The sequence below is a fragment of the Pseudomonas sp. D4-21 genome, assembly GCF_051132125.1.
Classification (GTDB): Bacteria; Pseudomonadota; Gammaproteobacteria; order Pseudomonadales; family Pseudomonadaceae; genus Aquipseudomonas.
Map to the genome: position 1 here is coordinate 1,667,184 of NZ_CP071664.1, position 22,272 is coordinate 1,689,455.

Here is a 22,272-nt window from a genome sequence, read left to right on the forward strand (position 1 = left end):
TCCCCGATCGAGGCGTGGCCGGGTGCTTAAGACTGCCGCACTTTCGCCTTTCACGCCAGTCGCAGATAGTCCTAGGCCCTGCATTTACCCGACCCAGCGTTGCAGAATCTGCTGCAAGTCGATTCGTTTGAAGGGTTTGGCCAGGTAATCGTTCATGCCCGCTGCCAGGCACGCTTCGCGATCACCCTGCAGTGCATTGGCGGTCAGGGCGATGATGGGCACGTCGGTGCAGCCGGGCAACTGGCGGATCTGCCGCGTGGCTTCGTAACCGTCGATGACCGGCAACCGGCAGTCCATCAGGATCGCTTCGAAAATCAGGCTCTCGGCGCTACGTACGGCCTGGGCGCCATCGGTGGCGACGCTGACCTTGAAGCCGAGGCTGCGCAGCATCGCTTCGATCACCGTCTGGTTAACCGGATTGTCTTCCACCAACAAGACATTGCGGCCTTCTCCGTTGCTACCGCCGCCGGGCAGGCGCGGGGGCAGGGTCGGTGGCGCCAGGCGCGACAGGGCCAGCGGGATTTCCAGGGTAAACACCGAGCCCTGGCCTTCCTGGCTCTGGGCCCGCAGCGTGCCGCCCATGCGTTCGGCCAGGGTGCGGGCGATCGGCAGGCCGAGGCCCGTGCCGCCGTAGCGTCTTGAAATGGAACTGTCGGCCTGCTGGAAGGCGTCGAACATGCGCTCCAGGCTTTCGGCCGGGATGCCAATGCCGCTGTCGCGCACGGTGCAGGTGAACCACAGCAATTCGTGATCAAGGGCCTGCCACTGGCACTGCACCGTAACGCGGCCCTGGTCGGTGAATTTCAACGCGTTGCCGATCAGGTTCACCAGGATTTGCCGGATCCGCGTCGGGTCGCCTTGTACCTGCAGCGGTTTCATGTCGTCGGGGACCAGCAGGTCCAGGCCCAGCTTGCGCTGCGCGGCGCTGTGCTGGAACGACTGCGCGCAACTGCCCACCAGCTCGGCCAGGTTGAACGGGATGTGCTCCAGCTCCAGCGCCGAACGCTCGATGCGCGAGAAGTCGAGAATGTCGTTGATGACCTTCAACAGGTGCTCGGTGGATTCCGATGCCAGCGCGGTGTATTCATGCTGCTCATCGGTCATATGGGTGGTTTCCAGCAATTGCAGCATGCCCAATACGCCATTCATGGGCGTGCGCAGTTCGTGGCTCATCATCGCCAGGAATTCCGACTTGGCGCTGTTGGCCTTTTCTGCTTCCTCCCGGGTCTTGATCAATTGAGCCATGGCCTGGTGCTGCTCGCGGCTTGCTTGTTCGAGGCCCGCGGCCAGGTTGTTGATGTGCCGCGACAGGGCGCCCAATTCCCCGTCGTCGACAATAGGCAAGGGCCTGCTGTAATCACCCTGCTGGATGGCCTTGACCGCATGGCCGATGTCGCGAATCGGCTGCGACAGGCTCGCTGCCAGGCGGCGCGCCACCAGAAACGTGAACAGCAGCGCAAACAGGGCCAGGACCGCTGCCTTGAGCAGGATCTCCTGTTGCCGCTGGCTGAAGGCGTCGCTGGACATGCCGACAATGACGCGGCCCAGGTAATCCTCGCCGGCCGCCTCGATGGGCGGACTGTTGCCTTGCAGGAAATCATTGTTGAGGGCAATGCGCTGCAGGCGAACGGGGGCCTGGAATACTTCGACCTGCTGGGAATGGTTGCGGGTTTGCGACGGCTGTTCCACGTACACGAGAACCCGCTCGGTGCGGTCCTGGACTTCCAAAAAGCGCACGTGAGGCGTGGCGAGCGTGGCCGTCAGCAGGCTTTCCAGCACGTCATTGTTACCGGATATGACGCCGTACTCCGCGGCTGGAGCGAGTTGGTTGGCGATCAACTGCCCGGTGTGGTTGAGTTCCTGGCGCAGGTCCTGGATTCGCACGAAGGTGAAGAAGCTGATCAACAGCACCGTCAGCAGCAGTGCCGGCCCCAGGGCGATGAGCTGGGTACGGGTATTGATATCCCAGCGGCGACGCAAGGTCATGGACGGTGTTCTCCTTCTGCCAGCTGCGTAGCGACGGATTCGACGTCAATCGGTTCGATCCCCAACGAGCGAGCGACCTGTTGATTGCTCAAGACTTTGAAGCGGGGCGGATACAGGCTGCGCGGCCACGTGGCGGCGGGGCGGTCCAGCAATTCGTCGAGAATCGCCAGCCAGTCTTCCTGGCCGCTGTAGGTGCTGGCCAGGCTGCCGGCCTTGACGAAGGCGGCGCTTGGCCCGATCAGCGCGCGTTGCCGGGCGTAACTGCTCAGCAGCAGGTTCTTCACGGTCTTGGGGTTATAAAGGTCGGGGTCGTCGAGGCCCAGCAAGACGTCGCTTTGGCCCAGCAGGTTTTGCAAAGGGCGGCTGTCGTTGATGTCGTCCCAGCGTTCGCTGACGATTTGCAGGCCCAGCGGCAACGCTGCCTGCTGAAGGTCCTTGAGCAGGAACTCGCTGTGCCTGTCGTACAGCACGCCGACCCGCCGTACTTGTGGCAGGACCTGACGAATCAGGCGCAACTGCCGGCCCATCGGTGGATCGCTCCAGAGCAGGCTCAGGTGTCCGGGCGTCCCGTCACCCAGGCGTTCCCGGGCTTGCTGACGGCTGATCCGCAGCACCAGAGTGGCCGGCCCGCGAGGCGTTTGCAGGCGCCAGTCGAGGCTCGGCGGGTCGAGCAGGATCAGGCGCGCGTCATCCGGCAACCGATCCGGCGCCGGCAGGTTGGCCAATGGGGTGAATCGCACGCGGTCCTGGGGACGCCGGGCCTGCAAGGCCTGGGTGAATGACTGCACGCCGGGGCTGTCCTGGGCGCCTGTCAACAGGACCTCGGCGGCCCGAGCCTCGAGCGTGACCAGCAGGCCGGCAAATGCCAGGCACAGTAACCACCACAGGCGGCCACGAAAGGGCGTCGTGCGGGGTTGGCACCGGGACATCTAGAAGGACAACTCCGCGCTGAAATACACCACATGGCGGGAATCGTAGCGGTTGTCGACGAACGTGGTCGGCTGGTCATCGAGGCGTTGCTGCAGGGTCCCCGCGACTTCCAGGCTGGCTTTGCCCAGGGGGATGCGCCGGGCGAGGCGGGTGTCGATCCGTTCGTAGCGGTAACCGTTGAGGGCGTCGGCGGCGTAATAGAAAACCGCGCTGTTCCAGCCCCGGCCCCAATCGCGCAGCCAGCCGGCCGAACCGCTGTTGCGGGCGGTCAGCTGTTCGTCGAGGGGGTTGCTGGCCAGCGCATCGACATAGGCGTAGGTCAGGCGCAGCCGGTCGGCCGCTGTCATCCGCCAATCGAATTGGGTTTCGGCGCCGGTGAACTGCGATTCGTTGCTGTTGCTGGCGATGTACTGGTTGTTGCGCAATGGTTCGCTGATCATTCCGGTGATTTGGTCGTGGAACAGCTTCACATCCACCGCCAGGCCCAAATCCATGAAATAACCGTTGTAGCCAAGCTCACGCGAGCGCATGTGCTCCTGATCCAGGTTTCCAGGGCCGCGCGTTCGAACGAAATAACGGGCGCTGTCCTGACCAAAGGCGGCCGGCCGTAGATTGGTGACTTGATAGCTCCAGTTGACGTTGTTCTCGAACATGTCCGGCGAGCGCACCGCCTCGGAATAGACCGCCCGGAGGCCGTGTCGCGGGGTGATCAGGTAGTTGATTGCCATCCGAGGGGTCAGCGAGCTGCCCGTCAGGCGTGCATCCTCGAACATCGCGCCGCCCTGCAACAACCAGTGTTCGCTGGCCCGCCATTCGAGCTGGCCGAACAAACGGTAGGTGGTGTCGTCCAGGGTGCCGTTGAAGTACGTCTGCGAATCGGCCCGGTCGTAACGATAATTCACGCCGGTGACCAGCCGCAGGCTGTCGGAAAGACTGAGGGTGTCCTGGACCTCAAGGTCGTAGCGCGACTCCCGGGCGCTCTGGTCGATATCGCCACACAGTGTCCGGGAAGCACCGTTTCGCCATTGATCGAGCACTTGATTGGCCAGTGCCTGTTCCTGGGCCGTGCCGGCGGGGACCCCGGTATTCAGGAAACTGGGAATATTGCGCGCCAGCTTCTCGGCATAGTTGGGGTTGAGCTGCCACAGATCGGTCAATTGCGGGCTGAACGACACCTCGGCATCGCAGGCGCGCCAAGTCTGCTGGCGATCCCAATGCTGCATCGAACCCTGGATATAAAGGCTGTGGTTAGGATTCAGGTCCAGGTTCCAGCGCAGCGAAGCGGCGTAATCCTTGGCGCTGACGTCGGAGTTATCCCCAGCTTCGGTAATCCCGGCGAACACCGGACGGTAGGTGTAGGGCCGCTGATTGGTCCCTTCCTTGGCATTCAACTGCCAGTCAATGCTCTGGTATTCATCCAGGGTTTGGCTGACGGACAGGTTGAAGCGGTTCAGGCGACGGCTGTCGCGGTAGTCGGCCCCGTTGCGGTTGCTGTCAAAACCGTCGTCTTGCTGGCCGGACAGCGACAATCGCATGTCACCATCTTCCCAACCTGTGCCCTGGCTGGCGTACCAATCGCTGATGCCGTTCTGGCCTCGGGTAACCTTGAAACGGGTGCCGTGGCTGTCGGCCGGGGCGCGGGTGATGATGTTGACGACGGCCATCAGTGCATTGGCGCCATAGCTGACGGTGTTGGGGCCGCGAAAGACTTCGATCCGCTCGATGTCTTCCATGGCGACCGGTATATCGCTCCAGTCCACTGTCGCCAGGCCGGCCCGGTACACCGAGCGACCATCGATCAGCACTTGCATGCGCCGCGCTTCACTGGCACTGGTGCCGTGGTAGTTGGCGGTGGGCTGGTTGCCGCTGATGTTGCCGACCATCATGCCTGGCACCAGGCGCAACAATTCGCTGATGTCCCGAGCGCCGCTGGCCTTGATCAATTCACGGTCCAGCACGGTCATGCTGCCCGGTACCGCCGCCGGCGACTGCTTCAGGCGCGTGGCGGTCAATACCTGGGGGAGGGGCTGGTTGTCCACGAACAAGTCGTCGGCCACCGCTGGCGGGCTGATGATCAGCGCCAATAGCAGTGATGAGCCTGGACGGGTGGGGCCAACGAACACGGCACAGCCTTTGGATAGAAGAAGGATGGCGGGCATGTTAACCGAGCCGAACGACTTTTCCATTCACGTTGACAGCATTTTCCTAGGAATTGGTGGTCAGCTTCCTACAGCGATGGGTAATTGCGGACGGGGCTGGTCGCGCTCTGGCTGCTCCGTATAATGCCCGGCATTGCCACTTGGTATGGAAGAGCGGATTGTATATGACTGAACAGCGCCCGATTGCGGTCCTGGGAGGCGGGAGTTTCGGCACCGCCGTGGCTAACCTGCTGGCGGAGAATGGCCACGCGGTGCGCCAGTGGATGCGTGACCCGGAGCAGGCCGAGGCCATCCGGGTCAACCGGGAAAATCCGCGTTATCTCAAAGGCATCAAGGTCCGCCCTGAAGTCGAGCCGGTGACCGATTTGCAGGCCACGCTCCAAAATAGCGATCTGTTTTTTGTCGCCTTGCCCTCTAGCGCCCTGCGTTCGGTGCTGGCACCGCACGCCGAGCGCTTGAGCGGCAAATTGCTGGTGAGCCTGACCAAAGGCATCGAGGCGCAAACGTTCAAGCTGATGAGCGAGATTCTTGAGGACATCGCCCCCAAGGCGCGAATCGGCGTGATATCCGGGCCTAACCTGGCGCGGGAGATTGCCGAACACGCCCTGACCGCCACCGTCGTCGCCAGCGAAGATGAAGAGCTGTGCCAGCAGGTCCAGGCCGCGCTGCATGGCCGCACCTTCCGGGTCTATGCCAGCGCGGATCGTTTCGGCGTGGAGCTGGGCGGTGCGCTGAAGAACGTCTATGCGATCATCGCCGGCATGGCGGTCGCCCTGGGCATGGGCGAGAACACCAAGAGCATGCTGATCACTCGGGCGCTGGCGGAAATGACCCGTTTCGCCGTGAGCCAGGGCGCCAACCCGATGACCTTCCTCGGCTTGGCCGGCGTGGGCGATCTGATCGTCACCTGTTCCTCGCCCAAGAGCCGCAACTATCAGGTCGGTTTCGCACTCGGCCAAGGCCTGAGCCTGGACGAGGCCGTCTCGCGCCTGGGCGAAGTGGCCGAAGGGGTCAACACCCTCAAGGTGCTCAAGGCCAAGTCCCAGGAAGCCGGCGTGTACATGCCGCTGGTCGCCGGTCTGCATGCGATTCTGTTCGAAGGGCGCACGCTGGAGCAGGTGATCGAACTGTTGATGCGTGGCGAACCCAAGACCGACGTCGATTTCATTTCCACCAGCGGTTTCAACTGATTCCGTTGACCGCAAGCAGGAGCGAACCATGAACGATCCGAAAGGGCAGCCGCAATACGAATCCATCCTGCTGCGAGTGCTGTGGATGGTGATTTACCTGCTGGTCTGGCAGGTGGCGCAATTGATCCTCGGCGCCGTGGTGCTGGTGCAATTGATCTACCGGCTGATCTACGGCGCACCGAGTGCCAGCCTGATGAATTTTGGCGACAGCCTGAGCCAGTTCCTGGCGCAGATCGGTCGCTTCGGCACTTTCCATAGCGACCAGAAGCCTTGGCCATTCGCCGACTGGCCAACCCCACGCACACCGGAAGGTGAAACCCCCCACACCGTTGCACCGGCACCACATCCCGCCCGGGACGAGGAGCCGAAGCTATGAAATTGTGGGTGTTGCGTCATGGCGAGGCCGAGCCCCACGGTGTTCGTCCCGACCCTGAACGGGTGCTGACCATCCATGGCCGCGAGGAAGTCTTGCTCAGCGCCGGTCGGTTGATGGGCGAGCCCCTGCGGGCCATTTTTGCCAGCCCCTATGTACGTGCCCAACAGACCGCGCAATTGGTTCGCGAGGCGCTGGGGTTCGAGCCGGAGTTGGTCACGGTTGATTGGCTCACGCCGGAAACCCGTCCGGCCGAGGTATTGAAACACCTGGATGATCAAGACAACGTGCTGCTGGTCAGCCATAACCCACTGGTGGGCAGCTTGCTGGGGCTTTTGCAGCACGGTCATCTGCAGCAACCGGAACAAGTATCGACGGCAGGCCTGGCCGAGCTGGAGGGCGACCTGCCGCTGGCCGGTTCGATGAAACTCAAGAGCCTCAGGCACCCCTGAGAACAACCGTCCCAAGACAAAACAAAAACATAAAGGAAGGGCAGCGATGAGTCTGTGGCGCACCACCCCCAATATTGAACAACTGAACGCGGCCGGTAAGAACACCATCAGCGAAGTGCTGGACATCCGTTTCGAATCTTTCGACGACGAATCCCTGACCGCGAGCATGGTGGTCGATCATCGCACCCATCAACCGTTCGGCCTGTTGCACGGCGGCGCGTCCGTGGTGCTGGCCGAGACAGTCGGCTCCATGGCGGCCTATCTGTGCGTCGACACGAGCAAGTTCTACTGCGTCGGCCTGGAAATCAACGCCAACCACTTGCGTGGCGTGCGCAGCGGGCGAGTAACCGCGACGGCCCGGATGGTTCACCTGGGCCGCACCACCCAGGTCTGGGACATCCGCCTGGTCAATGATGACGGCAAGGTCAACTGCGTATCGCGCCTGACCATGGCGGTGGTTCCATTGGGTGAGCAGCCGCCGGCGCGCTAAGAGACGTTACAAGCTAAGCAGTCCCGCTTTTACTTGTAGCTTGCAGCTCGAGGGTCAATGTTGCTGTCATCATTCCTGTCAGTTCCGGTCATTGCCGCACCATCAGGTTCTGCGCAAAATCGGTCGCAGTTCTCGCAATGGATCGGCCAATATGTCGCAACAGGTGTTTTTCGCCCACGCCAATGGTTTCCCCTCCGCCACCTACGGTAAATTGTTTGCCGCGCTGGCGCCGCAGTACGAGGTTTCCCACCTCGAACTGCACGGCCATGACCCGCGATTCCCGGTCGACGACAATTGGAACAATCTGGTGGACGAACTGATTCACCACCTTGAGCGGCAATCGCAGCCGGTGTGGGGCGTCGGGCATTCTCTGGGCGGCGTACTGCATTTGCATGCGGCGTTGCGCTGCCCGCAGTTGTATCGTGGTGTGGTCATGCTCGATTCCCCGGTCCTGACCCGCGCCGACCGCTGGCTGATTCTTGCCGCCAAGCGCCTGGGCTTCATCGATCGCTTGACGCCGGCCGGGCGAACCCTGGGGCGGCGGGAAGAATTCAACGACCTGGCGTCGGCGCGGGAATATTTTGCCGGCAAGACGTTGTTTCGCGGTTTCGACCCGGAGTGCTTCGAAGCGTACCTGCAACATGGTTTGCAGCCTGTTGGTGATCGGTTGCGGCTGCGCTTCGACCCGGCCACGGAAATCAGCATCTACCGAGGCGTGCCGCACACCAGCCCCGGGAGGGCTCGAAAGCTCGACATGCCGTTGGCGGTAGTGCGGGGCCGACAGAGTCGGGTGGTGATGCGTCATCACGCCCGATCCGTGAGCCGCATGCCCTTGGGCGAATCCTTGACCATGCCGGGTGGTCACATGTTTCCACTCGAATATCCCCAGGACACGGCCAACTTGCTCAAGGGCCTGCTGCAGCGCTGGCAGGGTCGTAGCCCATGAGCGTCGTCGAAGAAATTCGCCTGAGCCTGCCCCATATCGAGTTGGCGGCCCATTTGTTCGGGCCGGAAGATGGCCGGCCGGTGATTGCCCTGCATGGCTGGCTGGACAACGCCAACAGCTTCGCCCGGCTGGCGCCTATGCTCCAGGGCGTACGGGTGATTGCCTTGGACATGGCCGGTCACGGACATTCCGGGCACCGTCCGCCTGGCGCCGGCTATGCCCTGTGGGATTATGCCCACGATGTGCTGCAAGTCGCCGAGCAACTGGGCTTGAAGCGTTTCGGGCTGCTGGGGCATTCCATGGGGGCCATTGTCTCGCTGGTCCTGGCCGGTGCTTTGCCGGAGCGGATCAGTCACTTGGCATTGATCGATGGGGTGATTCCTCCTACAGCGAAAGGCGACAATGCGGCCGAGCGCATGGGCATGGCCCTGCAAGCGCAACTGGATTTGCAGCAAAAACGCAAACCCGTCTACAAAACCCTCGACCGGGCCATCGAAGCGCGTATGAAGGGACTGGTGGCAGTCAGTCGCGAAGCCGCCGAGCTACTGGCCCAGCGCGGCTTGATGCCGGTGCCGGGAGGGTTCACCTGGCGCACCGACAATCGCCTGACCTTGCCCTCGCCGCTGCGCCTGACCGACGAACAGGCCATGGCCTTCGTCGCGCGGGTCGCTTGCCCCGCGCACTTGGTAGTCGCGGCCGACGGCATGCTTGCCCAGCACCCCGAATTGCTGGAACGTCTACCCTTCAGTCATGAACAGTTACCTGGCGGCCATCATTTGCACCTGAACGACGAGGTCGGTGCCGCTCTTGTAGCAGACTGTTTCAATCGGTTCTTCAGCGTTTCTTGACTTGCGCCGGGCAAGTGTCGAGGCTGGGCGGGTTGAAAGGGAGCCAACCATGACAGATATCCATTCACTTGCCTTGCTGTGCATTGATGAACGCCTTTGCGTCGCGCGGACCCAGGCCAAGCCGATCCAATGAAACTATCCATTCGTTCATTCGTCCTGCTGGCACTGGCCGGTTTCAGCCCGCTATCCCTGGCTGCCGATGTACCCGGCAGCCAGGATCTGGAACGCGTGCCGCGCATGCCCGACGCGCAAATCGTCGATTATCGGCAAACCAGCGACCTTGAGCGTATCTACCCCATGGGGTCGATTCGCAAGATCAGCGGCCAACTGCGTTTCGACGGGCAGGTCGATGCCCGTGGCAACGCCACCTCGGTGACCTACGAACTGCCGCCGGAACATACCGCCACACAAGCGTTCACCGCCGTCCGCGAAGCCTTGCAGAAACAGGGCGCCGAGCTGCTGTTCTGGTGCCAGGCCCGCGATTGTGGCGAAAGCAGCCTGTGGGCCAACGAAGTGTTCGGCAATGCCAAGCTCTATGGCGCCGACAATGGCCAGGCCTACCTGTTGCTGCGCCTGGCGCCGCCGGCGGACAACACGCTGATCGCGCTGTATGCCATCACCCGTGGCAACCGCAAGGCCTACCTGCATATCGAGCAGTTCGAAGCGAGCGCGCCCCTGGGGGATGTGCTGCCGACTTCTGCCACGTTGTTGCGCCAGCTCAAGGACACCGGCGTGCTGGACTTGCCGCGTCTTGCCGGCGAACCGGAGGAAGCCTGGCTACGCCTGTTGTCTCGGGCCTTGAACCTGGACACCGGCCTTCGGGTCAGCGTCGCCGGCCCACACGCCGAGGCGTGGCGCCAGGCGCTGGTCGAGCAGGGCGTCCGGGCGGCAAGAATGGAAGCGGCCGGCGGTAACACGGCGGGCTTGCACCTGGAGCTGTTGCGATAAGCTGACGTGGCAAACGCGCGTGTCGTCCTAGCCCGGCCTTGTTCATTTCTCGAGACCCTACATGCTCAATAACGATCGGCTGTTGGTGCAAATACTGCTCCTGGTGTTGTTCGGGGCCAGCCTCTGGGTGATGGCTCCGTTCTGGTCGGCGCTGTTCTGGGGGGCTGTGCTCGCTTTTGCCAGTTGGCCACTGATGCGCCTGCTGACCCGTTGGGTCAACGGTCGCGAATCCTTGGCGGCGGCCTTGCTGACGGTCGGCTGGATGTTGCTGGTGGCGGTGCCGCTGGTGTGGCTGGGCTTCAATCTCGCCGATCATGTGCGCGATGCCACGGCCTTTGTCAGGGATGTGCAGGTCGATGGCCTGCCCGAAGCCCCCGACTGGCTCGCCGGCGTACCGCTGGTGGGCGGGCGCCTGGTAACGCTCTGGAACAGCATCGACCAGCAGGGCGCGGCGATGATGGTGTCCATCAAGCCCTACCTGGGACGTGTCGGCAACTGGTTGCTGGCCCGTAGCGCGCAGATCGGCGGCGGAATCCTCGAACTGACCCTGAGCATCGTGTTCGTGTTCTTTTTCTACCGGGACGGCCCGCGATTGGCGGCGTTTGTCCAGGGGCTGCTGGAGCGGCTGATCGGTGATCGTGCCGGGTACTATGTCGAATTGGTGGCCGGCACGGTGCAGCGAGTGGTCAACGGGGTGATCGGTACCGCCGCGGCTCAGGCGGTACTGGCGCTGATCGGCTTTTTGATCGCCGGGGTGCCGGGTGCGCTGGTACTGGGTATCGTCACCTTCCTGCTCAGCCTGATTCCCATGGGGCCGCCGCTGGTCTGGATACCTGCCACGGCCTGGCTGGCGTGGAAGGGCGAGTATGGGATGGCGGTGTTCCTGGGTATCTGGGGCACGTTCATCATCAGTGGCGTGGACAACGTGCTCAAGCCCTACCTGATCAGTCGTGGTGGAAACCTGCCGCTGGTGATCGTGTTGCTCGGGGTGTTCGGTGGCTTGATCGCGTTCGGTTTCATCGGGTTGTTCATCGGTCCGACCCTGCTGGCGGTGGCGTACAGCTTGCTGACGGATTGGAGCAAGAGCCAGGCGCGGTAACGCAGCGGTTCAGGCCACACGGGGCACGCGAATCACCGCCGTCAACCCGCCGCCGGGTGTTTCTTCCAGGCTCAAGTGCCCGCCCAGGCGTTCGGCGGCCTCCCGGGCGATGGTCATGCCCAGGCCGACGCCTCCCGAGTTGCGGTTGCGCGAACCCTCCAGGCGAAAGAATGGCTCGAATACCGCTTCGCGCTTGTCCGCCGCGATGCCGGGGCCGTGGTCAATCACCCGGATCAGCAACTGGTGCTGCTGATCGTCCAGCACGATCGATGCGTCGCCCGCGTAACGCACGGCATTGTCGATGAGGTTGTTGATGCATGAACGCAGTGCCATCGGTTGCACCCGCAAGGGCGCGCAGGTACCGCTGGCATGCACATTGGCGCCGTGGTCCTGGGCGTTTTCGCTTAATGATTCAACCAGCGCCTGCACGTCCATCCATTGCAACGCTTCGCTGGTGCGTTGTTCGTGGAGATAGGTCAGGGTCGCGTCGAGCATGCCGATCATATCGTCCAGGTCTTGACGCATCTGATCCTGCAGCCGGGGGTCGTTGATCTGCTCCAGGCGCAGCTTGAGTCGCGCAAGTGGGGTGCGCAGATCATGGGATACCGCGCCAAGCATGCGCGAGCGTTGCTGTACCTGCTCGCGGATCCGTTGTTGCATCAGGTTGAACGTATGGGCGGCTTGGCGGGCCTCCCGCGGACCGTTCTCTTCCAATGGCGGGCTATGGAGGTCCTCGCTCAGCCGTTGGGCGGCGTCGCTCAGTCGCTGGATGGGCCGAGTCAACAGCTTGGCGCCGTACCAGGCCGCAACGATCAGGAACACAAATTGAAACGTCAGGGGCACCACAGGCCCGCCAAACCGGGGGCGTGGGCCGGGTGGCGGGCCGGAGTGCGAGGGACCTGCGGTTTGATGGGAAAATTCCGGGGGCGGCCCGGGAGGTGGCTTGTCGTAATGAAAAAACCAGGCAAAGGCCAGCAGGTGCGCCAGCACGATCGCCACCAGCAGCACGCCGAACAGGCGGCCAAACAGGGAATCGAAGCGCAGGCGCATCAACCGATATCCCGCGCATCGAACAGGTAGCCTTCACCGCGCACGGTCTTGATCAACTGCGGAGCCTTCGGATCGTCCCCCAGTTTCTGGCGCAAGCGCGAGACCAGCAGATCGATACTGCGGTCGAAGGCCTCGATCGAGCGACCGCGCGCGGCGTCCAGCAATTGTTCACGGCTGAGCACTCGGCGTGGTCGCTCGATGAACACCCACAACAGGCGGAATTCTGCGTTGGAGAGGGGCACTACCAGCCCGTTGGCGGAAACCAGTTGGCGCAGCACGCTGTTGAGCCGCCAGCTATCGAAGCGAATGTTGGCGCGCTGCTCGCTGCGATCGTCGCGCACCCGGCGCAGGATGGTCTGGATTCGCGCCACCAGCTCCCGGGGTTCAAAAGGTTTGGCCATGTAATCATCCGCGCCCAACTCCAGGCCGATGATGCGGTCGGTGGGTTCGCAGCGGGCCGTCAGCATCAGGATTGGAATATTCGACTCGGCGCGCAGCCAGCGGCACAGTTGCAAGCCGTCTTCGCCCGGCAGCATCAGGTCTAGCACGATCACGTCGAAGTGTTCTGCCTGCATCGCCTGGCGCATGGCCGCGCCATCGGTTACGCCACTGGCGCGAATGCCGAAGCGGCCCAGGTAGTCGATCAGCAGCTCGCGGATCGGTACGTCGTCATCGACGATCAGCGCGCGGGTGCTCCAGCGCCTGTCGTCGTCGGACACTTTCTGATCGCCAGAATTTGCAACAGGGGTGTACTGCATGAGATGCATCATCTGCCATTGGGGCTGCCAACCGAAAGAAGGCGGCGGGGGGTGGGGTGAGCATAAGCTTCGCGGCGGTGGGCCGTGAAGCGTTGAAAGAGCGGCGTTCGGCGGCTGAGGGTAGCGTCCCGTCGTGTTGTGCGCATGTCATGAATGTATCGGCGTTGACACACATGACGGCAGGGCCGATCAATGATTTGCCGATCATCGGGTCCCGTTAGGGCGCTGGTTCCGCTACAATGCGCGCCGATTTCGACTTGCCTGAGAGCTCATCCATGTCCGCCTGCCAGACGCCTATCATCGTCGCCCTGGATTTTCCTACCCGTGACGCCGCCCTGAAGCTGGCCGACCAGTTGGACCCCAAGCTCTGCCGGGTCAAGGTCGGCAAGGAGCTGTTCACCAGCTGCGCGTCGGAAATCGTCGGAACCTTGCGGGACAAGGGTTTCGAAGTGTTCCTGGACCTCAAGTTCCACGATATCCCCAATACCACCGCCATGGCCGTCAAGGCCGCTGCGGAAATGGGCGTGTGGATGGTCAATGTGCATTGCTCCGGTGGCCTGCGCATGATGGCTGCCTGTCGTGAAGTGCTGGACCAGCGCAACGGCCCCAAGCCGTTGCTGATCGGCGTGACCGTGCTGACCAGCATGGAGCGTGAAGACCTGGCGGGCATCGGCCTGGACATCGAGCCCCAGGAGCAAGTGCTGCGCCTGGCGGCGCTGGCGCAAAAGGCGGGAATGGACGGCCTGGTTTGCTCGGCCCTGGAGGCCAACGCCCTGAAAACGGCCCACCCCTCGTTGCAGCTGGTGACCCCGGGCATTCGCCCGGCGGGCAGTGCCCAGGACGACCAGCGCCGCATCCTGACCCCGCGCCAGGCACTGGACGCTGGCTCCGACTACCTGGTGATCGGCCGGCCGATCAGCCAGGCAGCCGATCCGGCCAAGGCGCTGGCGGCGGTAGTGGCGGAGCTGGCCTGACCCAACTACGCGGGCCCCTGTGGGAGCGAGCTTGCTCCCACAGTTGTTTTGCGTCGGCCACTCACAGTGATGTGCCTCAGACCTTCAACACCAACTTCCCAAAATTCTCACCACTGAACAATTTGGTCAGCGTCTCGGGGAATGTCTCCAGCCCTTCGACGATGTCTTCCTTGCTCTTGAGCTGCCCCTTGGCCATCCAGCCGGCCATTTCCTGCCCGGCGGCGGCGAACTGCGAGGCATAGTCCATGACCACGAACCCTTCCATCCGCGCGCGGTTGACCAACAGCGACAGGTAGTTGGCCGGGCCCTTGACCGCTTCTTTGTTGTTGTATTGGCTGATGGCGCCGCAGATCACCACGCGGGCCTTGAGGTTCAAACGGCTGAGCACCGCATCGAGAATGTCGCCGCCAACGTTATCGAAGTACACATCCACGCCTTTGGGGCATTCGCGCTTCAGGCCGGCGTGAACGTCTTCACTCTTGTAATCGATGGCACCGTCGAAGCCCAGCTCATCGATCAGGAATTTGCATTTGTCGGCGCCGCCAGCGATGCCGACCACGCGACAGCCTTTGATCTTGGCAATTTGCCCGGCAATGCTGCCTACCGCCCCGGCGGCACCGGACAGGACTACGGTTTCGCCGGCCTTCGGTGCGCCGACATCCAACAGGGCGAAATAGGCGGTCATGCCCGTCATGCCCAGCGCTGACAGATAACGTGGCAGCGGCGCCAGTTTCGGATCGACTTTGTAGAAGCCTCGCGGCTCGCCGAGGAAATAATCCTGCACACCCAAGGCACCGTTCACGTAGTCGCCTACCGCGTATCCGGGGTTATTCGAGGCGACGACCTGGCCTACGCCCAAGGCGCGCATAACCTCACCAATGCCGACCGGCGGGATGTACGATTTTCCCTCATTCATCCAGCCACGCATGGCCGGGTCCAGGGACAGGTACTCGTTCTTGACCAGGATCTGGCCGGGCGCCGGCTCGCCAACCGGGACTTGTTGATAAGTGAAGGTCTCACGGGTAGCGGCGCCCACCGGGCGTTTGGCGAGCAGGAACTGGCGGTTGGTCAGGGCGGTCATGACAGGCACTCAAGATGAATGAAGCCTTGTTGATAGACGCTTGGAGCCTTCGCTGCAAGGTTTGCCGATACAGCGAATGCACATCGATCCAACCCAGTGATAATCCGCCGGGTATCGTTATCACTGGCGTTCATGCGACGCCAACCGGCGGTTGGATAGTGCTGCCGCACCGAAGCGATGGATGGCTATATTGCAGCGACAACGGTAATTCTTCGAGGCATTGACGATGAGCATGACGTTTTCCGGACAGGTTGCCGTGGTGACGGGCGGCGCGGCGGGCATTGGTCGCGCCACGGCCCAGGCGTTCGCAGCACAGCACCTGAAGGTAGTCGTCGCCGACCTGGACGTCGCGGGTGGCGAAGGCACGGTGCAGTTGATTCGCGATGCGGGTGGCGAGGCTGTGTTCGTGCGCTGCGACGTGACACTGGACAGCGACGTGCAAAATCTCATGAATGAAGTCATCGGCGCCTACGGTCGCCTCGATTACGCATTCAATAACGCGGGCATCGAAATCGAGAAGGGCAAACTGGCTGACGGGACGCTGGATGAGTTCGACGCGATCATGGGCGTCAACGTTAAAGGCGTCTGGTTGTGCATGAAATACCAACTGCCCTTGCTGCTTGCCCAGGGCGGCGGCGCGATCGTCAATACGGCCTCGGTGGCAGGGCTTGGGGCGGCGCCAAAGATGAGCATCTACGCGGCGTCCAAGCATGCGGTGATCGGCTTGACCAAGTCTGCGGCGATTGAATATGCCAAGAAGAAAATCCGCGTTAATGCGGTGTGCCCGGCGGTGATCGATACAGACATGTTTCGTCGGGCCTATGAGGCGGACCCGAGAAAAGGCGAATACGCCAACTCGATGCATCCGGTGGGCAGAATCGGCAAGGTCGAGGAAATCGCCAGCGCCGTGTTGTATTTGTGCTGCGACGGCGCGGCATTCACCACGGGCCAGGCGTTGGCGGTGGATGGGGGGGCTACGGCAATCTGATTCCGACAAGCGCTTTTCTCGCTGCAGGACAAAGCCCGCACTGGTTGCGGGTTTTTCTTTGGAGGGCAAAGGTTCCCCTGATGGGTTTGCCATTGTATTTCAAGAAATGAGAATCAGCCGTTTTTGCGTGTTCTCTTACATCGCCCAGCATCGCCCTGTGCTTAACTGTTTGTGGAAATAAAACAAACGCTTAGGAGCTTGGTTACTCATGGAGTTGAGAATCGACCGGCAGGCCCTGGTGCCCGTCGTGCAGCAAATTGTCGATGCGTTGGCCTGCTGGATTCGACAGGGCGCGGTGGAGCCGGGGACTCGCCTGCCATCGATCCGCCAGCTGGCACGGGAGAACCTGCTGAGTCAGGCGAGCGTCCATGAAGCCTGCCAGCGTTTGGTCGCCCAGGGCTTGCTGGCGTCGCGCCATGGTTCGAGTCTTGTCGTGGCTCCGGCCGCTTGCGCAACGGAAGAAGCCTTGGCCCATGGCTGGCTGCAAGGTGTATTGGCCGATCATGACGCCCCGGCAGGCGTTATGTATCAAGCGCTGAAGCTGGGCGGCGGCGGGCTGCCTGAAAGCTGGCGCGAAAGTGATGACCTGGGGTATGCGATACGTCAGGTGACTCGCACCGACATGGCGGGGTTGTTCAACTACAGCACGCCACTGGGACTGCCAGCCCTGCGTGAGCAGCTGTCCAGGCGATTGAAACAGTTCGATATCGATGCCGATGAAAAACGCATCCTGACCACCCTGGGCGCTACCCACGGGCTCGACCTGATCGTGCGCACGCTTCTGCGACCGGGCTGCTGCGTGGTGGTGGAGAGCCCCGGTTACTCAAAGCTGTTCGACCTGCTCAGGCTGCACAAGATAGACATGATCGAGCTGCCCAGGACACCCCGGGGCCCGGACGTCGACGCCCTTCAACGCCTGCTGGCGGTTCATCGACCCAGCGCTATTTTCGTCAACAGCGCCTGCCACAACCCAACCGGCAGCAGCCTGGCGCCGGCGGTGGCCCAGCGTCTGCTGCAACTGGCGCAAGAGCACGCGATGCTGGTCATCGAAGATGATGTCTACGCCGATTTCCAGGGGCCAACGCGGGCCCGATTGGCGGCGCTGGATACCGACGTGGTCTACCTGGGCAGCTTCTCCAAGACCTTGAGCAGCTCTTTACGCGTCGGGTTCATGGTGGCGGCGCCCTCCGTCATCGCGCGTCTGGGCGAGATCAAGGAGATCACTTGCCGGGGCGGTTCCCGATTCGCCGAGTCCGTGCTGGCCAGCCTCCTGGCCAATGGCGCCTATCGCAAGCTGGTCCAGCGCCAGCGCCAGCGCCTCAATGCCGACATGGCGGTGGCGTTGCAGCTTTTGGAGGATGCCGACTGGAAAGTATTCGGCAAACCGGCGGGAGGCCTGTTCATCTGGGCACGTCCGCCGCTGTGTGACTATGCTGAGGTACAGCGTCTGGCCAGGCGGTGCGGCATTCAGTTGTCATCCCGCACGGCGTTCAGCCCATCGGGTGCCGAGACGGATTGGCTGCGGGTCAACGTCGCCTATGCCCGGGATCCCAGGGCCTTGGCTTTCTTCCGGGCCACGGCTCTGGATCGACCTCAAATGTCCTGAAAACGACGCGGCTGTAGCTTTTTGCCATTATTCCGACGCCAGCATCTTGTGTTGCGGGGCGTCTCGTTGCGAATCTGCAATCAACACACACCGGCAGAGGACTGGGCGCAATGATTTCGGCCGTGCAAGGACGTTTTGCCAACCTGGGTATGGCAAAGAAATTGGGTATCGGCTTTGTCTTGGTGCTGCTGCTTACCGCAGTAGTGGCGGCCATTGGCGTCTGGTCCCTGCAAACCATCAGCCATCGCTTCGACGGCTTGAAGCAGATGTCATCCCTCAACAGCCGGTTGCTCAAGGTCCGGCTGCTGGAGCAGGAATTTGCCTTGCGTTCAGACCCCAAGTCCGCCGATGCCCTGCGACAGGGGGTCGATGGCTTGCTGGCCCTGGCGAACGACCTCAGGACACGGTCAGACGGCAATGCGGCGGTGATGAATGAGGTGGAGCAGGCGCTGACGGCGTATCGCAAGGCCTTCGATGAGTTCGTCGGGCTGAGCCAGAGCAAGGACCTGGCGCTGGAAATGGCCAGCTGGTCGGTGTCCAGTGTCGCCAACAACCTGGATGTATTGCAGGCCGGACTCGCCGATGATGGCGCCTATACCTTGAAGGATTCCGAGGGCAAGGAGGGTGCAGAGTTCATCGAGCAGGCCAACCAGGTCAGCGAAGTGTCGCGACTTATGCTGCAGTCGATGAACGAAGCGCGCGTTCGGTTGGACCAAAGCCGTAAAGGCAGTGATGAGGCTGCCGGGCAGGGCAATATCGAACAGGCCGAGCAGGCCATGAAGTTGGCGGAAGCGCTCAAGGGCGCGGTCAAGGACCCGGGTTACCAGACCGTACTCAACGAGGTCGCCGGGCACATCGGCGGGTTCAACCAGCAACTGGCGGAATACACCGCGCTGCTGGCCAAGGAAAAGATCGTCTACCAGCAATTGCATGAGCGCGCCGATCAGGTGATGGCGCGGGTCGACCAGGCCTACAGCGCCGAAGACAGTGCCATGCAGACGGAACTTAAGAAAAATTCGTTGATGATCATCGGCTCGTCGGCTTTGGCGCTGCTGGTTGGATTGATCGCGGCCTGGGTGATTACCCGGTTGATCGTCGCCCCGCTGCGCAGTGTGATCCGTGTCGCCCAGCGGATCGCCGCCGGGGACCTGAGCGCCAAGGTCGAAGTGATGCGCCGGGATGAGATTGGCCAGCTGATGTTGGCGATGCAACAGATGGGTGCCGGCTTGAGCAGTATCGTCAGCGGTTTGCAGGCTGGCATCGACCAACTGGCCAGCTCCGCCCAGTCGCTGTCGTCCGTCACTGAACAGACCAACCTGGAAGTCAGCAGCCAGAAGGAAGAAACCGAGCAAGTGGCCACGGCGATGAACCAGATGACTGCCACGGTTCACGATGTAGCCCGCAATGCGGAGGAGGCGGCGCAAGCGGCCCAAACGGCTGATGATAAAGTCGAAAGCGGCCAGCAGGTCGTGCGCCAGAGCATGGTCCGTATCGAGCAACTGGCTGACTCGGCGACCATGGCGAGCACCAGCATCGAAAGCCTGAGCGCCGAGATACAAAACATCGGCACCGTGCTGAGCGTGATCAAGAGTGTCGCCGAGCAAACCAATCTGTTGGCGCTCAACGCAGCTATCGAGGCGGCGCGGGCTGGCGAACAGGGCAGGGGGTTTGCGGTGGTGGCCGATGAAGTGCGGGCCCTGGCCAGGCGCACGCAACAGTCCACCGAGGAAATCGAGCGCCTGGTCAGCGCGCTACGCTCTGCTGCTCAAGCGTCCGTACAGCAAATCCAGAGCAGTGGCGAGCTGGTAAAAATGGCGGTCAGCGATGCATTGCAGACCGAAAGCGCGCTAGGCAGCATCGCGGCGGCGGTGTCGTTGATCCAGCAAATGAACCAGCAGATCGCAGCGGCCGCCGAACAACAAAGCTCCGTGGCCGAAGAAATCAACCGCAGCGTCACCAGCATCCGCGCCAGCGCCGATCAATCATCCGTGGCCATGCAGGGTAATGCTGCCTCCAGCGTTGAACTGGCGCAGTTGGGCGTTGAGTTGAAAGGAATGGTGGGGCATTTCAAGTTGTGAGTTGGGGAGCTGTTGCTGCCACTATCGCCAGCAAGCTGGCCCCCACGTGGGATGTCCGGTGAACACAAGGTTCATGTCGCCGCAAATCCTGTAGGAGCGGGCTTGTCCGCGAAGAGGCCAGCACGTTCCAACCTTCTCACCCCATCCCGCTCCGCACCCCAACCTCAGTCGTAGACCTTCTTTTTCTTCCACTCGTCGTTCGCTTCGTCTTCCTTCAACCCCTCGGTCAACTGGTTCACCTCACCCTCCACAGGCTGAGTGCTCGCCAGGACCTGGGCATTGGCCCGAGCCAGAAGCTTTTCCAGATAAGCCAGCTGTTCAGCATAGACCTGCGGTTCCTGCTGCTTGCGCAAATACTGGACACCACGCTCGAACGCCAGGCGAGCCTGCCCGGGCTGTTCCTGCTGCAGCGCCTGCTGGCCGAGGTTGTTGAAGAATTCGATGTGCAGCAGCACCAGAATGTGCCGGACCTCGCGAACCCAGCGCTTGGCCTCGTTGGGCGGCAGGAAACCGTCCTGGGCCGCGCGGGTGATCTGGCCGTGCAAGGCCTCGAGCAGGAACCGAACATCCTTGGCCTTCGCTTCGGTCTGGATCGGCGCCGGCGGGTTGTTGACCGGAATCGATTCACCCTGGGCGGCCAGTGCAGTCAGTTCGTCCAGGCGTGCCTTGACCTGAGCGTTGGACTTGTCGAGATTCAGCAGGCGCTGGCAGACGTTCAGCTCAAGACGCGTGATCAACAGCTTCAGGGCAGGGGTCATCAACTGGCCGGGGAAGGTTTCGGTGAGCTCGCCACAACGACGCAGGCGGTCGTTGAGCTCGACCTTGGTGCGGGCCTTTTCCAGCTTGTTATTTTCCACCACATGGTTCATGTAGCCAATGGCGATCAACAGTGCGATCCCGGCTACGACGAGCAGGGTGATCATGAGTGGTGTCACCGGTAAGACCTCTTTAATGGGGAACGCATGTCATGAGTGTAGTGGCTTGGCTTTTAAGCGCATAGGCCCGAGCGACGCGATTAGACGGGCGTCGTGCTGTTTATAGGGCTTACAGCGGCGTAGATGCACATTGCCACTATTTGCCTGGTGCGACTATAGCGCCTTGGCGGGTGACAGAATATAGGCGTCAGAGACCGGGCGGACAAAATTCGCGAAGCCGCTTCAAAGCGGGGGAAGTCATTGATTTAAATAAATTTATATCTGGGGGTTGACGACCCTCCAATCCATCCATAGAATGCGCGCCACTTACAGCGTAAAGCACCTAGCCAAACGCGATAAGCAGTGAATGTTGTACGTGTGTCCCCTTCGTCTAGTGGCCTAGGACACCGCCCTTTCACGGCGGTAACAGGGGTTCGAGTCCCCTAGGGGACGCCAATGCGGGAATAGCTCAGTTGGTAGAGCACGACCTTGCCAAGGTCGGGGTCGCGAGTTCGAGTCTCGTTTCCCGCTCCAATTTTAAACAGCGTTGCTTTCGGGCAGGGCTGAGTGAAGCCAGAGCCGACATCTTAGGATGCGGATTTGGGCACTGGAATACACACCATGTGTTCCAGTTAGTGTGTCCCCTTCGTCTAGTGGCCTAGGACACCGCCCTTTCACGGCGGTAACAGGGGTTCGAGTCCCCTAGGGGACGCCATTTGCGGGAATAGCTCAGTTGGTAGAGCACGACCTTGCCAAGGTCGGGGTCGCGAGTTCGAGTCTCGTTTCCCGCTCCAAATTCAAGAAAACGCCGCTCATTGGAGCGGCGTTTTTTTATGCGCCTATAAAAAGTCTCCTAGCCCTCCAGGCGGTCGCGAGCCGCGATGACTCAGCGATCGGGCTGGGTTGCGCTGCTCCACAGCAAAGAAAAAGCCCGCAAGGTGTAAGCCGTGCGGGCCTGTTTTTTACTGGCTGCGATCAGTGTTTGCTGTCCTGGTCCGACATCGCCAGCAATTGTTTTTCCTGGTTCCAATCGAAGGGCTCGTCGTTCTGCTCAGCTTCGAACCGACGTTCCTCCAAGGCCTGGTACAGGTTGATTTCTTCGTCGGGCATGTAGTGAAGGCAATCGCCGCCGAAGTACCACAGCAGGTCGCGAGGCACCAAGTGGGCAATCTGCGGATATCGGACGATCACTTGGCACAAGAGGTCCTGGCCCAGGTATTGGCTTTCGATCGGATCGACCGGCAACTGCGCGCGCAAATCATCAAAGCGTTCCAGAAACAGCGCATGGCTTTCTTCGGGCACCTGTTCGGCCTCACCCACGGCGACCAGGATGCTGCGCAAGTGGTCAAGCAAGACGAGGTGATCGGCAACGACGTTGGACACGAGATAAGTCCTCAAGAGC

General features: G+C 61.8%; 20 protein-coding genes, 4 tRNA genes and 1 pseudogene. 17 read left to right on the forward strand and 8 right to left on the reverse strand.

What is annotated here, in order from left to right; translation table 11 throughout:
- Positions 1–84: 84 nt before the first annotated feature.
- The 3 genes from J3Q04_RS07505 to J3Q04_RS07515 are packed head-to-tail and all read right to left on the reverse strand — an operon-like array spanning position 85 to position 5,075.
- A complete protein-coding gene (locus J3Q04_RS07505) occupies positions 85–1,986 on the reverse strand; it encodes an ATP-binding protein (protein ID WP_434607156.1) in 1,902 nt (633 codons plus the stop codon).
- Positions 1,983–2,915, reverse strand: coding sequence for an ABC transporter substrate-binding protein (locus tag J3Q04_RS07510; protein ID WP_434607154.1), 933 nt, complete (start codon positions 2,913–2,915; stop codon positions 1,983–1,985). Before J3Q04_RS07510 ends, J3Q04_RS07505 begins: the two co-directional genes overlap by 4 nt.
- A complete protein-coding gene (locus tag J3Q04_RS07515) occupies positions 2,916–5,075 on the reverse strand; it encodes a TonB-dependent receptor plug domain-containing protein (RefSeq protein ID WP_434560056.1) in 2,160 nt (719 codons plus the stop codon). It abuts the gene before it with no gap.
- A gap of 164 nt (positions 5,076–5,239) precedes the next feature.
- Between J3Q04_RS07515 and J3Q04_RS07520 the strand changes: the two genes are divergently transcribed.
- From J3Q04_RS07520 to J3Q04_RS07555, 8 genes are all read left to right on the forward strand, one after another.
- Positions 5,240–6,265, forward strand: a complete 1,026-nt coding sequence (locus J3Q04_RS07520; RefSeq protein ID WP_420766917.1) for an NAD(P)H-dependent glycerol-3-phosphate dehydrogenase — start codon at positions 5,240–5,242, stop codon at positions 6,263–6,265.
- Positions 6,266–6,293: 28 nt separating this feature from the next.
- Positions 6,294–6,641, forward strand: a complete 348-nt coding sequence (locus J3Q04_RS07525) for a DUF4389 domain-containing protein (RefSeq protein ID WP_420766916.1) — start codon at positions 6,294–6,296, stop codon at positions 6,639–6,641.
- Complete coding sequence (gene sixA, locus J3Q04_RS07530) at positions 6,638–7,090, forward strand: phosphohistidine phosphatase SixA (protein WP_420766915.1); 453 nt, start codon at positions 6,638–6,640, stop codon at positions 7,088–7,090. Before J3Q04_RS07525 ends, sixA begins: the two co-directional genes overlap by 4 nt.
- Before the next feature lie 46 nt (positions 7,091–7,136).
- The gene (locus J3Q04_RS07535) at positions 7,137–7,580 is read left to right on the forward strand and encodes a hotdog fold thioesterase (RefSeq protein ID WP_420766914.1); all 444 of its coding nucleotides are present in this window, start codon (positions 7,137–7,139) and stop codon (positions 7,578–7,580) included.
- Between the two features lie 151 nt (positions 7,581–7,731).
- Positions 7,732–8,526 carry an alpha/beta fold hydrolase gene (locus J3Q04_RS07540; protein WP_434607151.1) on the forward strand — a complete coding sequence of 265 codons (795 nt, stop codon included), beginning with the start codon at positions 7,732–7,734 and terminating at the stop codon, positions 8,524–8,526.
- Entirely contained in the window at positions 8,523–9,374 is an 852-nt protein-coding gene (locus tag J3Q04_RS07545; protein ID WP_434607149.1) for an alpha/beta hydrolase, read from the forward strand. Before J3Q04_RS07540 ends, J3Q04_RS07545 begins: the two co-directional genes overlap by 4 nt.
- Positions 9,375–9,503: 129 nt before the next feature.
- Positions 9,504–10,322 (forward strand): DUF4892 domain-containing protein, encoded by an 819-nt coding sequence (locus J3Q04_RS07550; RefSeq protein ID WP_434607147.1) that lies wholly within the window; start codon positions 9,504–9,506, stop codon positions 10,320–10,322.
- Positions 10,323–10,383: 61 nt separating this feature from the next.
- Complete coding sequence (locus J3Q04_RS07555) at positions 10,384–11,421, forward strand: AI-2E family transporter (protein ID WP_420766910.1); 1,038 nt, start codon at positions 10,384–10,386, stop codon at positions 11,419–11,421.
- 9 nt (positions 11,422–11,430) lie between these two features.
- Here J3Q04_RS07555 and J3Q04_RS07560 read toward each other — a convergent pair whose 3' ends face one another.
- Both J3Q04_RS07560 and J3Q04_RS07565 read right to left on the reverse strand, forming a co-directional pair.
- Entirely contained in the window at positions 11,431–12,471 is a 1,041-nt protein-coding gene (locus tag J3Q04_RS07560; protein WP_434560046.1) for a sensor histidine kinase, read from the reverse strand.
- Positions 12,471–13,229, reverse strand: a complete 759-nt coding sequence (locus tag J3Q04_RS07565) for a response regulator (RefSeq protein WP_434607144.1) — start codon at positions 13,227–13,229, stop codon at positions 12,471–12,473. Before J3Q04_RS07565 ends, J3Q04_RS07560 begins: the two co-directional genes overlap by 1 nt.
- Before the next feature lie 275 nt (positions 13,230–13,504).
- Between J3Q04_RS07565 and pyrF the strand changes: the two genes are divergently transcribed.
- Positions 13,505–14,203, forward strand: a complete 699-nt coding sequence (gene pyrF, locus J3Q04_RS07570) for an orotidine-5'-phosphate decarboxylase (protein ID WP_420766907.1) — start codon at positions 13,505–13,507, stop codon at positions 14,201–14,203.
- Positions 14,204–14,279: 76 nt separating this feature from the next.
- Here the strand turns inward: pyrF and J3Q04_RS07575 are convergent, their stop codons facing one another.
- Positions 14,280–15,284: an NADP-dependent oxidoreductase gene (locus tag J3Q04_RS07575; protein WP_420766906.1), complete on the reverse strand. Its 1,005-nt coding sequence runs from the start codon at positions 15,282–15,284 to the stop codon at positions 14,280–14,282.
- Positions 15,285–15,510: 226 nt separating this feature from the next.
- Here J3Q04_RS07575 and J3Q04_RS07580 point away from each other — a divergent pair, with 226 nt between their 5' ends.
- The 4 genes and pseudogenes from J3Q04_RS07580 to J3Q04_RS07595 all read left to right on the forward strand — a co-directional run bounded on the left by J3Q04_RS07580 (position 15,511) and on the right by J3Q04_RS07595 (position 19,956).
- Positions 15,511–16,272, forward strand: a complete 762-nt coding sequence (locus J3Q04_RS07580; RefSeq protein ID WP_420766905.1) for an SDR family oxidoreductase — start codon at positions 15,511–15,513, stop codon at positions 16,270–16,272.
- A gap of 208 nt (positions 16,273–16,480) precedes the next feature.
- Complete coding sequence (locus J3Q04_RS07585; protein WP_434607141.1) at positions 16,481–17,878, forward strand: PLP-dependent aminotransferase family protein; 1,398 nt, start codon at positions 16,481–16,483, stop codon at positions 17,876–17,878.
- A 1,022-nt stretch (positions 17,879–18,900) separates the two neighbouring features.
- Positions 18,901–19,047: pseudogene (locus tag J3Q04_RS07590) on the forward strand (HAMP domain-containing protein); the annotation flags it as partial.
- A gap of 204 nt (positions 19,048–19,251) precedes the next feature.
- Entirely contained in the window at positions 19,252–19,956 is a 705-nt protein-coding gene (locus J3Q04_RS07595) for a methyl-accepting chemotaxis protein (protein ID WP_434635635.1), read from the forward strand.
- A gap of 164 nt (positions 19,957–20,120) precedes the next feature.
- Here J3Q04_RS07595 and J3Q04_RS07600 read toward each other — a convergent pair whose 3' ends face one another.
- A complete protein-coding gene (locus tag J3Q04_RS07600) occupies positions 20,121–20,879 on the reverse strand; it encodes a hypothetical protein (protein WP_434560042.1) in 759 nt (252 codons plus the stop codon).
- Between the two features lie 371 nt (positions 20,880–21,250).
- On the opposite strand from J3Q04_RS07600, the gene J3Q04_RS07605 reads away from it, so the two are divergent.
- The 4 genes from J3Q04_RS07605 (at position 21,251) to J3Q04_RS07620 (ending at position 21,664) form a co-directional block, all read left to right on the forward strand.
- Positions 21,251–21,326 (forward strand) — tRNA-Glu (locus J3Q04_RS07605).
- 2 nt (positions 21,327–21,328) lie between these two features.
- Positions 21,329–21,404: transfer RNA gene (locus tag J3Q04_RS07610), tRNA-Gly, on the forward strand.
- 105 nt (positions 21,405–21,509) lie between these two features.
- Positions 21,510–21,585: transfer RNA gene (locus J3Q04_RS07615), tRNA-Glu, on the forward strand.
- A gap of 3 nt (positions 21,586–21,588) precedes the next feature.
- Positions 21,589–21,664 (forward strand) — tRNA-Gly (locus J3Q04_RS07620).
- Between the two features lie 181 nt (positions 21,665–21,845).
- Here J3Q04_RS07620 and J3Q04_RS07625 read toward each other — a convergent pair.
- Positions 21,846–22,253, reverse strand: a complete 408-nt coding sequence (locus tag J3Q04_RS07625; RefSeq protein ID WP_420766902.1) for a PA2817 family protein — start codon at positions 22,251–22,253, stop codon at positions 21,846–21,848.
- Positions 22,254–22,272: the final 19 nt, after the last annotated feature.

What these genes read in the sequence shown, in the direction of transcription:
- J3Q04_RS07505 (WP_434607156.1), bottom strand. Translation starts at nt 1,986, where the DNA reads ATGACCTTGCGTCGCCGCTGGGATATCAATACCCGTACCCAGCTCATC.
- J3Q04_RS07510 (WP_434607154.1), bottom strand. Translation starts at nt 2,915, where the DNA reads ATGTCCCGGTGCCAACCCCGCACGACGCCCTTTCGTGGCCGCCTGTGG.
- J3Q04_RS07515 (WP_434560056.1), bottom strand. Translation starts at nt 5,075, where the DNA reads ATGCCCGCCATCCTTCTTCTATCCAAAGGCTGTGCCGTGTTCGTTGGC.
- J3Q04_RS07520 (WP_420766917.1), top strand. Translation starts at nt 5,240, where the DNA reads ATGACTGAACAGCGCCCGATTGCGGTCCTGGGAGGCGGGAGTTTCGGC.
- J3Q04_RS07525 (WP_420766916.1), top strand. Translation starts at nt 6,294, where the DNA reads ATGAACGATCCGAAAGGGCAGCCGCAATACGAATCCATCCTGCTGCGA.
- sixA (WP_420766915.1), top strand. Translation starts at nt 6,638, where the DNA reads ATGAAATTGTGGGTGTTGCGTCATGGCGAGGCCGAGCCCCACGGTGTT.
- J3Q04_RS07535 (WP_420766914.1), top strand. Translation starts at nt 7,137, where the DNA reads ATGAGTCTGTGGCGCACCACCCCCAATATTGAACAACTGAACGCGGCC.
- J3Q04_RS07540 (WP_434607151.1), top strand. Translation starts at nt 7,732, where the DNA reads ATGTCGCAACAGGTGTTTTTCGCCCACGCCAATGGTTTCCCCTCCGCC.
- J3Q04_RS07545 (WP_434607149.1), top strand. Translation starts at nt 8,523, where the DNA reads ATGAGCGTCGTCGAAGAAATTCGCCTGAGCCTGCCCCATATCGAGTTG.
- J3Q04_RS07550 (WP_434607147.1), top strand. Translation starts at nt 9,504, where the DNA reads ATGAAACTATCCATTCGTTCATTCGTCCTGCTGGCACTGGCCGGTTTC.
- J3Q04_RS07555 (WP_420766910.1), top strand. Translation starts at nt 10,384, where the DNA reads ATGCTCAATAACGATCGGCTGTTGGTGCAAATACTGCTCCTGGTGTTG.
- J3Q04_RS07560 (WP_434560046.1), bottom strand. Translation starts at nt 12,471, where the DNA reads ATGCGCCTGCGCTTCGATTCCCTGTTTGGCCGCCTGTTCGGCGTGCTG.
- J3Q04_RS07565 (WP_434607144.1), bottom strand. Translation starts at nt 13,229, where the DNA reads ATGCAGTACACCCCTGTTGCAAATTCTGGCGATCAGAAAGTGTCCGAC.
- pyrF (WP_420766907.1), top strand. Translation starts at nt 13,505, where the DNA reads ATGTCCGCCTGCCAGACGCCTATCATCGTCGCCCTGGATTTTCCTACC.
- J3Q04_RS07575 (WP_420766906.1), bottom strand. Translation starts at nt 15,284, where the DNA reads ATGACCGCCCTGACCAACCGCCAGTTCCTGCTCGCCAAACGCCCGGTG.
- J3Q04_RS07580 (WP_420766905.1), top strand. Translation starts at nt 15,511, where the DNA reads ATGAGCATGACGTTTTCCGGACAGGTTGCCGTGGTGACGGGCGGCGCG.
- J3Q04_RS07585 (WP_434607141.1), top strand. Translation starts at nt 16,481, where the DNA reads ATGGAGTTGAGAATCGACCGGCAGGCCCTGGTGCCCGTCGTGCAGCAA.
- J3Q04_RS07595 (WP_434635635.1), top strand. Translation starts at nt 19,252, where the DNA reads ATGACTGCCACGGTTCACGATGTAGCCCGCAATGCGGAGGAGGCGGCG.
- J3Q04_RS07600 (WP_434560042.1), bottom strand. Translation starts at nt 20,879, where the DNA reads ATGATCACCCTGCTCGTCGTAGCCGGGATCGCACTGTTGATCGCCATT.